At 64.5% G+C, this 13,099-nt stretch carries 12 protein-coding genes; 5 read left to right on the top strand and 7 right to left on the bottom strand.

Annotation, left to right across the window (positions count from 1 at the left end; genetic code table 11):
• Positions 1-4: 4 nt before the first annotated feature.
• Positions 5-1,777 carry a DNA helicase RecQ gene (gene recQ, locus ACX0GZ_RS11510; RefSeq protein WP_458816531.1) on the bottom strand — a complete coding sequence of 591 codons (1,773 nt, stop codon included), beginning with the start codon at positions 1,775-1,777 and terminating at the stop codon, positions 5-7.
• A 123-nt stretch (positions 1,778-1,900) separates the two neighbouring features.
• Here recQ and ACX0GZ_RS11505 point away from each other — a divergent pair, with 123 nt between their 5' ends.
• Genes ACX0GZ_RS11505 through ACX0GZ_RS11495 form a run of 3 tightly spaced genes read left to right on the top strand, consistent with a single transcriptional unit; the run spans position 1,901 to position 3,400 of the window.
• Positions 1,901-2,401, top strand: coding sequence for a DUF2975 domain-containing protein (locus ACX0GZ_RS11505; RefSeq protein WP_458816529.1), 501 nt, complete (start codon positions 1,901-1,903; stop codon positions 2,399-2,401).
• A complete protein-coding gene (locus ACX0GZ_RS11500) occupies positions 2,401-2,625 on the top strand; it encodes a helix-turn-helix domain-containing protein (RefSeq protein WP_458816527.1) in 225 nt (74 codons plus the stop codon). Before ACX0GZ_RS11505 ends, ACX0GZ_RS11500 begins: the two co-directional genes overlap by 1 nt.
• Entirely contained in the window at positions 2,615-3,400 is a 786-nt protein-coding gene (locus tag ACX0GZ_RS11495; RefSeq protein ID WP_458816525.1) for a hypothetical protein, read from the top strand. Before ACX0GZ_RS11500 ends, ACX0GZ_RS11495 begins: the two co-directional genes overlap by 11 nt.
• Positions 3,401-3,464: 64 nt before the next feature.
• Here ACX0GZ_RS11495 and katG read toward each other — a convergent pair whose 3' ends face one another.
• Entirely contained in the window at positions 3,465-5,660 is a 2,196-nt protein-coding gene (gene katG / locus ACX0GZ_RS11490; protein ID WP_458816523.1) for a catalase/peroxidase HPI, read from the bottom strand.
• 202 nt (positions 5,661-5,862) lie between these two features.
• Positions 5,863-7,680: an ABCB family ABC transporter ATP-binding protein/permease gene (locus ACX0GZ_RS11485; protein ID WP_458816521.1), complete on the bottom strand. Its 1,818-nt coding sequence runs from the start codon at positions 7,678-7,680 to the stop codon at positions 5,863-5,865.
• A gap of 97 nt (positions 7,681-7,777) precedes the next feature.
• Between ACX0GZ_RS11485 and ACX0GZ_RS11480 the strand changes: the two genes are divergently transcribed.
• Together ACX0GZ_RS11480 and ACX0GZ_RS11475 are read left to right on the top strand one after the other, a co-directional pair.
• Complete coding sequence (locus ACX0GZ_RS11480; RefSeq protein ID WP_200532539.1) at positions 7,778-8,014, top strand: hypothetical protein; 237 nt, start codon at positions 7,778-7,780, stop codon at positions 8,012-8,014.
• Between the two features lie 69 nt (positions 8,015-8,083).
• Positions 8,084-8,488: a hypothetical protein gene (locus ACX0GZ_RS11475; RefSeq protein ID WP_458816519.1), complete on the top strand. Its 405-nt coding sequence runs from the start codon at positions 8,084-8,086 to the stop codon at positions 8,486-8,488.
• A 20-nt stretch (positions 8,489-8,508) separates the two neighbouring features.
• Here the strand turns inward: ACX0GZ_RS11475 and ACX0GZ_RS11470 are convergent, their stop codons facing one another.
• The 4 genes from ACX0GZ_RS11470 to crtY all read right to left on the bottom strand — a co-directional run bounded on the left by ACX0GZ_RS11470 (position 8,509) and on the right by crtY (position 12,927).
• The gene (locus tag ACX0GZ_RS11470) at positions 8,509-9,462 is read right to left on the bottom strand and encodes a phytoene/squalene synthase family protein (RefSeq protein ID WP_458816517.1); all 954 of its coding nucleotides are present in this window, start codon (positions 9,460-9,462) and stop codon (positions 8,509-8,511) included.
• A gap of 105 nt (positions 9,463-9,567) precedes the next feature.
• Positions 9,568-10,149: an LOG family protein gene (locus tag ACX0GZ_RS11465; protein ID WP_458816515.1), complete on the bottom strand. Its 582-nt coding sequence runs from the start codon at positions 10,147-10,149 to the stop codon at positions 9,568-9,570.
• A 139-nt stretch (positions 10,150-10,288) separates the two neighbouring features.
• Positions 10,289-11,767: a phytoene desaturase gene (locus ACX0GZ_RS11460; protein ID WP_458816513.1), complete on the bottom strand. Its 1,479-nt coding sequence runs from the start codon at positions 11,765-11,767 to the stop codon at positions 10,289-10,291.
• On the bottom strand, positions 11,767-12,927 hold the full coding sequence (gene crtY, locus ACX0GZ_RS11455; RefSeq protein ID WP_458816511.1) for a lycopene beta-cyclase CrtY: 1,161 nt from the start codon (positions 12,925-12,927) through the stop codon (positions 11,767-11,769). Before crtY ends, ACX0GZ_RS11460 begins: the two co-directional genes overlap by 1 nt.
• Positions 12,928-13,099: the final 172 nt, after the last annotated feature.

Raw genomic sequence — 13,099 nt, 5'->3', positions numbered from 1 at the left:
CTCGTCAATTGTCGCGGATCACCCGCAGGAAGTCGTCACCATAAGCCTCCAGCTTCTTCGCGCCAACGCCGGGCACTTGCCCCAGCGCGGACAGGCTTTCGGGCCGCGCCATCGCCATGTCGCGCAGCGTCGAATCGTGAAAGATGACATAGGGCGGCAGCCCGGTTTCGGCCGCGATCTCGCGACGTTTGGCGCGCAGTGCCTCGAACAGCGGATTGCCGACCGGATTGGCCTCGCCCCCACCGCGCGTGCTGCCCTTGCGCCGCCGTTCGCGTTTGGGCGGCACGACCAGCGACACCGCTTCCTGACCCTTCAAAATCAGCCGCGCGCCAGGGCCGAATTCCAGGCCCCCATGCGCATTGGCACGCAGCGCGTCGCGGACCTGAAGCGCGCGTGCGACGGGCTTCAGCAGTGCCTGTTCGGCGGGCTCCAATATGCCCCACACCGACAGCTTTTCGTGCCCGTTCATCAGGCTGCGCTCGCTCGACTGACCGGTCAGCACGCTCTCGACATAGCCGGTCCCGAACATCTGACCCGTGCGAAACACCGCCGACAAATATTTTTGCGCGACGACGCTCGCATCGACGGCTTCGGGCGGGGCGAGGCAATTGTCGCAATTGCCGCAGTCGCGCTCGAGCGTCTCCCCGAAATGCTGGAGCAGGATACGCCGCCTGCACGTCGCGGTCTCGACCAACGCGCCCAGTGCGTTCAACCGCGTGCGCTCGCCTGCCACCCGGCTCTCGCCGACTTCGCCCATCCGCTGCCGCGCGCGCGCGAAATCGTCCGCGCCCCAGAACAAATGCGCCTCGGCCGGATCGCCGTCGCGCCCCGCACGCCCGGTTTCCTGATAATAGCTCTCGATCGACTTGGGCAACGCGGCGTGCGCGACGAAACGGACATCGGGCTTGTCGATCCCCATCCCGAAGGCGACGGTCGCGACCATCACCATGTCCTCGGAGGCGACGAACGCCGCCTGGTTGCGCTGGCGTACCGACGAATCCAACCCGGCATGATAGGGCAGCACCCGCCGCCCGCCCGACCCCAATTTCTCCGCCAGCCGCTCGACCGCCGCACGCGTCGGCGCATAGACGATGCCGGGTCCGGGCTGTTCGGCCATCAGGTCGCCGACCTGCCGCGCCACCGCATCGCGCGGGGTGATGGTGTAGCGGATATTGGGCCGGTCGAACCCCGCAACGATCAGGCCATCGGCGGGAATGCCCAGCTGTTCGAGGATATCGGCACGCGTATGCGCGTCGGCGGTCGCGGTCAGCGCCAGGCGCGGGACTTCCGGAAACGTATCGAGCAACGGTCTGAGCAACCGGTAATCGGGGCGGAAATCATGCCCCCATTCGGATACGCAGTGGGCCTCGTCGATCGCGAACAGGCTGAGCGGTGCGCTCGCCAGCAAGTCGCGAAAATGCCCCGATGATGCGCGTTCGGGCGCGACATAAAGCAGGTCGAGTTCGCCGTCGCGAAACCGCTGGATCGTCTCGGCGCGATTGTCGTCGGCGGAGGTGAGCGTCGCCGCGCGGATGCCCACACTGGTCGCGGCGCGCAACTGGTCGTGCATCAACGCGATCAGCGGAGAGACGACGACGCACGTCCCCGCCATCATCACTGCCGGCAATTGATAGGTCAGCGACTTGCCCGCCCCCGTCGGCATCACCGCCAGCGTGCGGTCGCCCGCCAGCACCCGGTCGACGACATCGGCCTGCACCCCGCGAAAGGCTGGAAAACCAAAGGTCGATTGCAGGATGGGCAAGGGATCGGGACGCATCGCGCCCTCTATAGCGCAACACCGCAATGCGTCACCCCCAGGCGAATATCGCTAAACGATAAAATAGCTTGTTGTTTTACGATATGCATATTATCGATAATCGATCTTTGAGGGAGTGAGTCGATGCTGAACGTCGTTCGACGGCTGTTGCAAATCCTGCTGGTGCTCAACTGGGTGGCGGTCGCTGGATTCATTGCCTTTGCGGGATTTCTTGCCTTGGCGCCTGAATATATGGCGGGGCAGTTCACGGAGGATTTCGGTGCCAATGCCGATGCTGCGCGTGACGCGCTGATCGGAATGATGGCGGTCGGCATCGTTGCGGCATTTCCCGTCCACCTCATCTTCACCCGGTTGATCGCGATGATCGATACGGTGCGCGTCGGACAGCCGTTCACCGCCGCCAATGCCGACCGGCTGCGCCTCATCGCCTGGGGCATGCTCGCCCTCCAGTTCATCGACATCGCATTCGGTTGGTTCGCGTGGCGGCTGGGCGAGGCAACGGGCGAGCTGATCGGCTGGCAATTCTCGGTCACCGGATGGCTTGCGGTATTGCTGTTGTTCGTCCTGGCCCGCGTCTTCCAGCAGGGGGCGGCGATGCAGGACGAGCTTGAGGCGACGGTCTGATGGCGGTCCGCGTAACGCTGGATGCGATCCTGCACGATCGCCGCATGACGCTGACCGAACTGGCGGAGCGGGTCGATATCACGCTCGCCAATCTGTCGATCCTGAAGACCGGCAAGGCCAAGGCGATCCGTTTTTCGACGCTGAACGCAATCTGCCGCGAACTCGGCTGCCAGCCGGGCGACCTATTGAGTTTCGAAGAGGGGGAGGATGACGATGTGGAATGATTTGAAGGAAATCTTCGGTCGATCGGGCCGTTACGCGCTGCTGTGCCCCATCCTGTTCCTGATCCCCGTCGCGCTGGAAATGGTCCAGCACGCGGTCGAGATCGGCGGCGGGATGTATATCGACGCGGACGGCATGCGCGCGGCGGGCAATGATCCCGTGCGGCTGGCAATGGGCCATCTGAAGGTCGTGGCGCTGTTCCTGGTCGGATACTGGGCGGCGCGCTTCCTGGTATTCGGCGACGATCCCGCCGCGGCACGCCGGATCGATCCGCGCGCGGTGCGGCTGTTTCTACCGGTCATGGCATGGGGATTGTTCTGGCTGCTGGCGATTCAGGACGGACCGCTGATCGCCGGCGCGCTCGGCATATCGTCCGCGATGTCCAGCATCGTCCTGCTATCGGTCATGGTCGCCAGCCTGTTCTTCGAACCGTTGCTCAGCGCGTGGAAGACTTCGGCCGCCGCGGCCAACCCGGCCATCGGCTTTGTCGGCTCGATCCGGCTGACCCGTCCGGTCTATTTCCGCGCTCTTGGCTTGTCGCTGATCGCGATGCTGCCGCTGATGGTCGCCCATTATGCGCTCGCCTATTTCGCGGTGGGTCAGTCGTCCGCACTGGTCTGGGCGCTGATGGCGGTCGATTCCCTGCTGGTCGGCTATATGGGCGTGACGATGATCGCGACCAGCTATGTCATTGCGCGCCGGGTGGCGGAGCGTGCGGGCATCGATCTGGCATCGGCGGGGGCGGGATACGCGCACCCCAGCATCGTTCCGGCCTGAGCGGATATTGAAAAGGGCGCCGGCCTGCTGGCCGACGCCCTTCTTCGCGACCCCGAAGCGGGGATCAGTTCAGATCGAATCGGTCGGCGTTCATCACCTTGGTCCACGCCTTCACGAAGTCCTTCACGAACTTCTCCTCATGGCCGTTTTCGGCATAGACCTCGGCCACCGCGCGCAATTCCGAATTCGATCCGAAGATCAGATCCGCGCGGGTGGCGCGCCAGGTTTCGTGGCCGCCCTTGCGGTCGGTCGCGATATACTCCTGATCGTCGGACCCTTCGACCGCCTTCCAGACATTGGTCATGCCCAGCAGGTTGACGAAGAAGTCGTTGGTCAACTGCCCCGACCGCTTGGTGAAATGGCCATGTCCGCGCTCGCCATGATTGGCACCCAGCACGCGAAGACCACCGATCAGCACCACCATTTCGGGCACCGACAGGCCGAGCAGCGACGCGCGGTCGAGCATCATTTCCTCGACCTTCACGGCCAGCTTCTTCTTGCCGACATAATTGCGGAACGCGTCGGCCTCGGGTTCCATCACCGCGAAGCTGTCGGCGTCGGTCTGATCCTGGCTGGCATCGCCACGACCGCCGGTGAAGGGAACCGGGACGTTGAAGCCAGCGTCTCGGATCGCCTTTTCGAGCCCGACCACACCGCCCAGCACGATTGCATCGGCCATCGACATCGAACCGCGCAGACCGTCGAGCGTATCCAGCACCTTGGCCAGCATTTCCGGCTCGTTGACCTCCCAGTCCTTTTGCGGTGCCAGGCGGACACGCGCGCCGTTCGCGCCGCCGCGATAATCCGACTTGCGATAGGTGCTGGCCGATGCCCAGGCGGTCTTGATAAGCTGGCTGACGGTCAGCCCGCTGTCGGCGATCTTTGCCTTCACTGCCGCGACATCCGCGTCCGACGACATCGTGCCTGCGGGCACCGGATCCTGCCAGATCAGGTCTTCGGCGGGCACTTCCGGGCCGAGGTAACGGACCTTCGGTCCCATGTCGCGGTGGGTGAGTTTGAACCAGGCGCGGGCGAAGGCGTCCTTGAACGCTTCGTGATCGGTGCGGAATTTCTCGCTGATCGCGCGCAATTCCGGGTCCATCTTCAGCGCCATGTCGGCGGTGGTCATCATCGTCGGGACTTTCTTCGACGAATCCCAGGCCGCCGGGGCCATATCCTCCTCGCGTTGGTCGATCGGCTGCCATTGCTGCGCGCCCGCGGGCGACTTCACCAGCTCGTATTCGTAATCGAGCAGCAGGCGGAAATAATTCTCGCTCCACTCGGTCGGCGTGTTGACCCACGACCCCTCAATGCCGCTGGTGACGGTATGTTCGCCGATCCCGCCGCTTTCATGGCCGCTGACCCAGCCGAAACCTTGCGCGACCAAATCGCCGCCCGATGGCGCGGCACCCAGCAGCGATGCGTCGCCATTGCCGTGCGCCTTGCCAAAGGTGTGGCCGCCTGCGGTCAGCGCGACGGTTTCCTCATGGTTCATTGCCATGCGTTCGAACGTCGCCTTGATGTCGCGCGCAGATTGCAACGGGTCGGGATTGCCGCCCGGTCCCTCGGGATTGACGTAGATGAGGCCCATCTGGATCGCGGCCAGCGGGCCTTCCAGTTCGTGCATGCCATGTTCGGGCGAAATACGGGTCTGAACGCCTTCGTTCACCCATTTGTCTTCCGAACCCCAATAGATATCGCGCTCGGGCTCGAACACGTCGGCGCGGCCGCCGCCGAAGCCGAATACGGGTCCGCCCATGCTTTCGATCGCGACATTGCCGGTCAGGATGAACAGGTCGGCCCAGCTGATCTTGTTGCCGTATTTCTGCTTGATCGGCCACAACAGGCGTCGCGCCTTGTCGAGATTGCCGTTGTCCGGCCAGGAATCGAGCGGGGCGAAGCGCTGCTGCCCGCTATTGGCACCACCGCGCCCGTCGGCGGTGCGATAGGTGCCCGCCGCGTGCCAGGCCATGCGGATGAAGAACGGCCCGTAATGCCCGTAATCGGCCGGCCACCAATCCTGGCTGTCGGTCATCAGCGCGGTCAGATCGGCCTTCAGCGCATCGTAATCGAGCGACTTGAACGCCTCGGCATAGTCGAAATCGTCGCCCATCGGGTTGGACGGGCCATTGGGATTGAGGATCTCGGTCGCCAGCATTTCCGGCCACCAATCCTTGTTGGTGCGGCCCAGCAGCGCGCGGACGCCACCATCGCCCTTCATCGGGCAGCCTCCGTCGATCGATCCAGTCTTGGCGTCCATACGAAGCTCTCCGTTTTTCTATGATTGATGTGCGTAGAGGCTATCGAAGGACTGCGCGCAGTTGAAGCGAGATAAACAGGTCAGCGATAGTGGAATAATCGATCAGCCGGGTCTGTCCCTATTCGTCCTTGCGTGCGGAGCGCCCCAATCCCGAAGCCCCGCATGGACCTGGATTGCTTCGCTCCGCTCGCAATGACGGGCGCTACACCGCCGCCAGGGCTTCCTCGCGCTGCTGCGCCTGGGCGCGCCACATCGCGGCATAGAGCCCGTCCGTGCGCATCAGTTCGGCATGGGTGCCCTGTTCGGCGACGCGGCCCGCCTCCAGCACCACGATCCGGTCGGCGTTGACGACGGTCGATAACCGGTGGGCGATGACAATCGTGGTGCGCCCGCGCTCGATCGCCTCAAGCGTGGTCTGGATCGCCGCTTCGGTGCGGCTGTCGAGCGCGCTGGTCGCCTCATCCAGGATCAGCAGCGGCGGGTTTTTGAGCAGGGTGCGGGCGATCGCCACGCGCTGTTTCTCGCCGCCCGACAATTTCAGTCCGCGTTCGCCGACGCGCGTGTCGTATCCTTCGGGCAGCGCCTCGATAAACGGCGCGATCGCCGCCCCGCGCGCGGCGTCGCGAATGTCGTCCTCGCCCGCACCTTCGCGGCCATAGGCGATGTTGTAGCCGATGGTGTCGTTGAACAGCACCGTATCCTGGGGCACGATGCCGATCGAAGCGCGCAGGCTCGACTGCTGGACCTCGGCGATATTCTGCCCGTCGATGGTGATCGCGCCGCCCTGAATGTCGTAGAATCGGAACAGCAGCCGCGCGAGCGTGGACTTGCCCGCGCCCGACGGGCCGACGACCGCGACCGTATGACCGGCGGGCACCTCGAGGGTCAGACCATTGAGGATCGTGCGATCGGGATCGTAACCGAACACGACATTGTCGAATTTTACTGCCGCCCCGCGCACCGCCAGCGGCTTGGCATCGGCGGCATCCTTCACCTCCGCATCGGTATCGACCAGGTCGAACATCGCGCCCATGTCGATCACGCCTTGCCGCACCGTGCGATAGACGAAGCCCAGCATGTCGAGCGGACGGAACAGCTGCACCAGCAATGTCGATACCAGCACCACGTCGCCGCTGGTGAACTCGCCCGTCGACCAGCCCCAGGCGATCATCGCCATGCCGAAGGCGAGCATGACGTTGGTGATGACCGCCTGGCCGACGTTCAGCCATGCCAGGCTGTTCTCGCTCTTTACCGCCGCGTTCGAATAGGCGTGGATGGCGTTGTCGTAGCGCGCCGCCTCGCGACTTTCCGCGTTGAAATATTTCACGGTTTCGAAATTGAGCAGTGAATCGACCGCGTGCGCGACCGCGCCGGTGTCGAGGTCGTTCATCTCCGCGCGCAGCTTGGCCCGCCAGTCGGTTACGAAACGGGTGAAACCGATGTAGACGACCACCATCCCCAGCGTGCCCGCGACCAGCCAGCTGCCGAACTGCGTGCCGAAAATGTGCAGCACCAGCGCCAGTTCGAGGATCGTCGGCGCGATGTTGAACAGCAGGAAATAGAGCATGGTGTCGATGCTCTTGGTCCCGCGCTCGACGACCTTGGTCACCGCACCGGTGCGGCGTTCGAGGTGGAAACGCAGCGACAGGTTGTGAAGGTGGCGGAACACCGTCGCCGCCAGCCGCCGGGTGGCATCCTGCCCCACCCGCTCGAACACCGCATTGCGCAGATTGTCGAACAACACGGTGCCCAGCCTGGCCACCGCATAGCCGATCACCAGCAGCACCACGAGCGTCGCCAGCGACCGATCGCCGGTCGCCATGTTGTCGACCGCGCCTTTCAGCGCGAACGGCGCGCCGTAAACCTGCACCAGTTTGGACAGGATCACGAAGCCCATCGCGACGACGATCCGCGCCTTCAGCCCCGGCATGTTCGCGGGCCACAAATAGGGCAGGAATCGCCGCACGGTCGCGAAGACGGGGCGATCGGCGTCGGTGGAGGCTGGGGGAAGCGGCGGCATTGTCGAGGGGCTATTTGGGGGTTCCGTCGCAGGTTCGCAACGCATCGGCGTGGAACCACCGCCACAGCCAACCGTTTAAGATGCGATTGGAGGGAATATGGAACCGCTCGTTTACGTCATGGCCATCCTCGGATGCGGCGACCCCGGCGCCCAGTGCCAGGAAGCGCGGCTGGAGCCCGTGACCTATGCCAGCGCGGCGCAATGCCGCTCCGAAATTCCCGGCGCGCTGATGCGCAGCACCGACCTCGATTATCCGACGATCGCTGCGGCCTGCCAGTCGAACCGCGAGCGCGCGGCACAGAACAAGCCGATGCCCGACGCCAATCGCGGCTGATCCCACCTGCCTTTTTGATACCCCCCTGAACTGATACCCTCCCTCCGGGCAACCGGGGGGAGTTTTTTTATGGTGCGAGTCGTCCTTGGCATCATCGTCGGCATTGCCGTGTCGATGGGGAGCATCTTCGTGGTCGAATGGCTGGGCCACCAGATCTACCCGCCACCCACAGGCGTCTCGATGAACAGCCCCGAAATCGTCGCCGACTATATCGCGAACGCGCCAACAACGGCCCTCATATTCCCGCCGATCGGCTGGTTCGCCGGCGCCGCGATCGGCGGCTGGGCAGCACGGTCCATCACGCGCAGGCATTGGGCGGGATGGGCGATCGCCGGGCTGGTGCTGGTGGGCGGGGTCATCAACCTGTTCCTGATCCCGGCACCGCTATGGATGCAGGTCGCGGCGGTCGCGGCACCGCTGTTGGGGGGGTGGGTCGCCACCAAACTCCCGACGGACGGCCACGCAACGGCCTGAGGCACTCTATTCCGCTCTCGCTATCGAGGGCGCATCCACAAGTCGGGCGATCGTGGCGTATCGGGCAACGATCCGCGCCCGCCTGCCTTAGCAAGAGCGCTGAGGATGAAGCCTGCCTTCTCCGCCTTCGACGTTGTGACGCGGTGGTCCCAGGCATGATCGCCGCGCTTGGCGACCTTGCGCGCGATATCGCCGTAAATGCCCGCTGCCGAAAGCACCGCCCAGGCCGGGCGAAAGGCGAGCCTTTTGGTGCCGATGCGGGCGCTGTCCTCATGCGCCGCCGCCCGTTCCGCCAGCCGCCTCGCGAGCACCGTCAGCCGTGACCGGAACGGCGGCTTCATGTGCTGGCCCGGCGGCATGTCCATTTCGACCAGCCATTCGACGGGCAGGTAACAACGACCCGCGCGGTCGTCCTCCTCGATATCGCGCGCGATGTTGGCGAGCTGGAAGGCGAGGCCCAGGTCGCACGCGCGGTCGAGCGTCGCGTCATCTTGCGGATCAACCCCCATCACCACTGCCATCATGCAGCCCACGGCACCGGCGACGTGATAGCAATATTGCATCAGATCATGGGTCGATCGCGGCCGCCAGTCGTCGGCGTCGAGCGCGAATCCCGCGATCACGTCGTCCACGAACCGCCGCGGCATGTGCGTTTCCTCGCAGACGATGCGCAGCGCGTCGAAGGCGGGGACGCCAACCCATTCGCCCACCAGCGCCCGGTCGGTGAGCGTGCGGATCAGCGCCAGCCGCTCGGGTGCGTCCTCGACCCGCGCCATACCGTGGCCGTGGTCCTGCCCGTCGGCCAGGTCGTCGCACGCGCGGCACCAGGCATAGAGCAACCACGCACGTTCGCGGGTCTGGCGATCAAACAACCGGCTGGCGGCGGAAAAACTCTTCGATCCGCGCGCGATCGATTCCTGAGCGCTGGCGACGATGGCAGCACGGCTTGGATCGGGCATGGTGTCGATGCCCATTACCCGTTCGTTTCGAGCGAAGTCGAGAAACGCCCGCGAGCGCTTGGCGCGCGTTTCTCGACTTCGCTCGAAACGAACGGGGGATGGGCTGCAATCATCGCGGGGTCACAGATCCTTCGCGCCGATCTGGCCGACGGTCTGGGCGGGGACGTGCGCCGCCATCTTGGTGAGCAATCCGTCCAGCCCATCGTCGATCAGCAACAAGCCGCGATGCTGGGCGCGCAGGAAACCCACCTCGCCCATCTTGCCGACGAATTCGATCAACCCGTCATAGAAACCCGCGACGTTCAGCAGCCCCACGGGCTTCGCGTGATAGCCGATCTGCGCCCAGCTCATCGCTTCCCACAATTCGTCCATCGTGCCGGTGCCGCCCGGCAGCGTCACAAAGCCGTCGGACAGGTCGGTGAACGCCTGTTTGCGCTCGTGCATGGTCCGCACGATGTGAAGTTCGGAAAGCCCACGATGCGCGACTTCGGCATCGACCAGCGCTTGCGGGATGACGCCGATGACTTCGCCGCCCGCCTCCAGCGCCGCGTCGGCGACCGCGCCCATCAGACCAAGGCGCCCGCCGCCATAGACGACGCCGATGCCGCGTTCCGCGAGCGCGCGACCGACGGCGCGGGCGCTTTCGACATAGACGGGATCGGAAGGCGTTGCGGAGCCGCAGTAAATGGCCAGGCGCTTCATAACTCCTCCCCTGCAAGGGGAGGGGGACCGCTGCAGGCGGTGGAGGGGGCGGGCCTCGACGCGCAGCATTGGTGGAGAACCCCCTCCACCAGCCTGCGGCTGGTCCCCCTCCCCGTGCCGGGGAGGAAGTTGGGGTTGCTCACCGCAAATCCTCCAGCATCAATTTCGCGGTCGCCTTGGCGCTGCCAACGACGCCGGGAATGCCGGCGCCCGGATGCGTTCCGGCACCGACCAGATACATATTGGGAATATGGTCGTCGCGATTATGCCCGCGGAAATAGGCGCTCTGCGTCAGCAGCGGCTCCAGGCTGAAGGCGCTGCCCAGATGCGCGTTCAGGTCGGTCGCGAAATCGGTCGGCATATAGCTGAACTTGGTGGTGATCCGCTCGTGAATGTCGGGGATCAGGCGGCGTCCGATCTCGTCCAGAATGCGCTTTTCGAACACCGGCCCAATCTGGTCCCAGTCGGCGGGGAATTTGCCCATGTGCGGCACGGGTGCCAGCGCATAAAAGGTCGAATGCCCCGGCGGTGCCATCGACGGATCGGTGATCGTCGGATGGTGGAGATAGAGCGAGAAATCCTTGGGCAGAACGCCATGATCGTAAATGTCGGCGAGCAGACCCTGATAACGCGGGCCGAACAGGATCATGTGGTGCGGAATGCCCGGCCACGTCCCCTTGATCCCGAAATGCACGACGAACAACGACGGCGAGAATTTCTTTTTTTCCAGCGAATTGGCGGTTCGCTGCGCGCTGCGCGATGTCTTGAGCAGCGTGCGATAGCTGTGGACGATATCGGCATTGGATGCCGCCGCATCGACGTCGATGTGATAACCGCTTTGCGTCGTCACCCCGGTCACACGGTCGCCCAGCGTGTCGATCGAGGTGACCGGGTCGCCCAGCCGGATCGTGCCGCCCAGCCGCTCGAAATGCTTGACCATGCCTGCGACCAGCCGGTTGGTCCCGCCGCGTGCGAACCAGACGCCGCCGTCGCGTTCGAGCTTGTGGATCAGCGCATAGATCGAACTGGTATTCATCGGATTGCCGCCGACCAGCAGCGTGTGGAACGACAGCGCCTGGCGCAGTTTCTCGTTTTTCACGAAGCTCGACACCATCGAATAGACCGACCGCCATGCCTGATGCTTCATCAGCGCAGGCGCCGCCTTGATCATCGATGCGAAGTCGAGGAACGGCACATGGCCCAGCTTGACATACCCCTCCTGATAGACGCCGGCGGAGTAATCGAGAAACTTGCGATACCCCTCGATATCGCGCGGATCGAGCTTGCCGATCTCCGCCTTCAGCGACACGTCGTCGTTCGAATAATCGAAATTGGTGCCGTCGGGCCAGTTCAACCGGTAGAACGGGCTGACCGGATCGAGGGTCACGTCCTGTGCCATGTCATGGCCGGTGATCGACCAGAGTTCGGTCAGCGATTCGGGCGCGGTGATGACGGTCGGCCCGGCATCGAACACATGGCCGTCGCGTTCCCAATAATAAGCGCGACCGCCCGGTTTGTCCCGCGATTCCAGGATGGTGGTCGAAATTCCGGCGGCTTGCAGACGGATGGCAAGTGCCAGTCCGCCAAAGCCCGATCCGATGACCGCTGCGGTCTTCATCAACGCATTCCCCTGATCGCACCGATGGCCCGGGAGATGGGCACAGGTGGCTTGCCGCTCAACACGCGGGCGCGGTCGAGCCATGACGATTGCCCGGCATAGAAGCGCGCGACAAGCCCCGCGTCCAGCCGATAGAAACGCTCAAGGATGCGGTAACGCTCTTCCGGGTCCGCCGCCTTGAACAACATGGCGGTCAGCATCCGGTAAAACCCGCGCGATTTCCACGTCTTGCGCGCAAAGTCATGGGTCAGCGCGTGGAGCGCCGTCCCCGAGAAATCCGATTGCTTCGAAATCAGGCTGGCCAGCCGCACCGCATCGGGCAGCGAATATCCGGTCAGCGGATGGAACAGCCCGGCGCGCATCCCGGCCTTTGCCACCTGCGCCCCACCGCTCGCCCAATAGCCTTCGAAATCGCCGCCCATCGCCACCGGCAGCACCCCGGTTTCGGTGCGTGCCACCCGCTCGATCGGCCAGCCCTGCGCATCGGCATAGGCATAGATGCGCTTCTTGTACGCGCGCAGGTCGATGTCGGGCGTGCCGCTGTAATAGGTGTCCTCGACGAACATCCGGGTCGCGGCGAAGGGGAGCGAATAGACGAAGCGATAGCCGTCGATCTGCTCCACGGTCGCATCCATGATGATCGGGCGCGTCAGCTCGTGCGGCTCGGCCAGTTCGAGTTCCTGCCCGACGAATTTCTGCCAGCCGAGCTGAAGATGGTCGAGATTGGCGGGACCGCGACAGTCGATCACCCCGCGCGCGTCGATGCGGGTGCCGTCGGCCAGTTGCACGCGTCGCCCGCTGACCCCCAGCACCTGGCGGCGGAGCATCACCGATCGGTTGGGCATGGCCTCGCGCAGCACCCGGTCCAACCGTTCGGATTCGATCGAATAATAGCCGGATTTCAGCGTCCGCTCATGCGCCGGAAAGCGCACGTCATAACCCGTCCAGCCATAGGAGACGAGCGGTGCGACCAGCCAGCGATCGGCGTCGGCGATGTCGCTGGGGAAGAAGGACCACAGGTGATTGCCGCCGATCGCCCGCCCGCCCTCGATCACGCGAACGTCGAGATCGGGGTGCGATTTGTTCAGCGCCAGCGCAATCAGCGCACCGGCAAGGCCGCCGCCGACGATGGCGACGTCACAGCTAAGCGTGGACGACATGCGCGCCCGCCTAGCCGATGTGTGCAGGGGGGGAAAGGGCGAGGCGACCAATCGAGGGTGAGTGAGTCTGGGTTGGCTTCGTTTGCCACACCCAGATCGTCACCCCGGACTTGTTCCGGGGTCCACCGGGCGGCAGGCACCTCGAGAGATGCTTCCGAGTGCGCGCAAGCGA

The organism is Sphingomonas aestuarii, from assembly GCF_054457155.1.
The sequence above is the reverse complement of the archived record's forward strand: the minus strand, read 5'-3'. Positions and strand labels throughout refer to the sequence as shown.

Coding starts and splice junctions, on each gene's coding strand:
- ACX0GZ_RS11495 (WP_458816525.1), top strand. CDS start 2,615: ATGTGGAATGATTTGAAGGAAATCTTCGGTCGATCGGGCCGTTACGCG.
- ACX0GZ_RS11460 (WP_458816513.1), bottom strand. CDS start 11,767: ATGAAGACCGCAGCGGTCATCGGATCGGGCTTTGGCGGACTGGCACTT.
- ACX0GZ_RS11475 (WP_458816519.1), top strand. CDS start 8,084: ATGGTGCGAGTCGTCCTTGGCATCATCGTCGGCATTGCCGTGTCGATG.
- ACX0GZ_RS11505 (WP_458816529.1), top strand. CDS start 1,901: ATGCTGAACGTCGTTCGACGGCTGTTGCAAATCCTGCTGGTGCTCAAC.
- ACX0GZ_RS11485 (WP_458816521.1), bottom strand. CDS start 7,680: ATGCCGCCGCTTCCCCCAGCCTCCACCGACGCCGATCGCCCCGTCTTC.
- ACX0GZ_RS11480 (WP_200532539.1), top strand. CDS start 7,778: ATGGAACCGCTCGTTTACGTCATGGCCATCCTCGGATGCGGCGACCCC.
- ACX0GZ_RS11500 (WP_458816527.1), top strand. CDS start 2,401: ATGGCGGTCCGCGTAACGCTGGATGCGATCCTGCACGATCGCCGCATG.
- ACX0GZ_RS11470 (WP_458816517.1), bottom strand. CDS start 9,462: ATGGGCATCGACACCATGCCCGATCCAAGCCGTGCTGCCATCGTCGCC.
- katG (WP_458816523.1), bottom strand. CDS start 5,660: ATGGACGCCAAGACTGGATCGATCGACGGAGGCTGCCCGATGAAGGGC.
- ACX0GZ_RS11465 (WP_458816515.1), bottom strand. CDS start 10,149: ATGAAGCGCCTGGCCATTTACTGCGGCTCCGCAACGCCTTCCGATCCC.
- crtY (WP_458816511.1), bottom strand. CDS start 12,927: ATGTCGTCCACGCTTAGCTGTGACGTCGCCATCGTCGGCGGCGGCCTT.
- recQ (WP_458816531.1), bottom strand. CDS start 1,777: ATGCGTCCCGATCCCTTGCCCATCCTGCAATCGACCTTTGGTTTTCCA.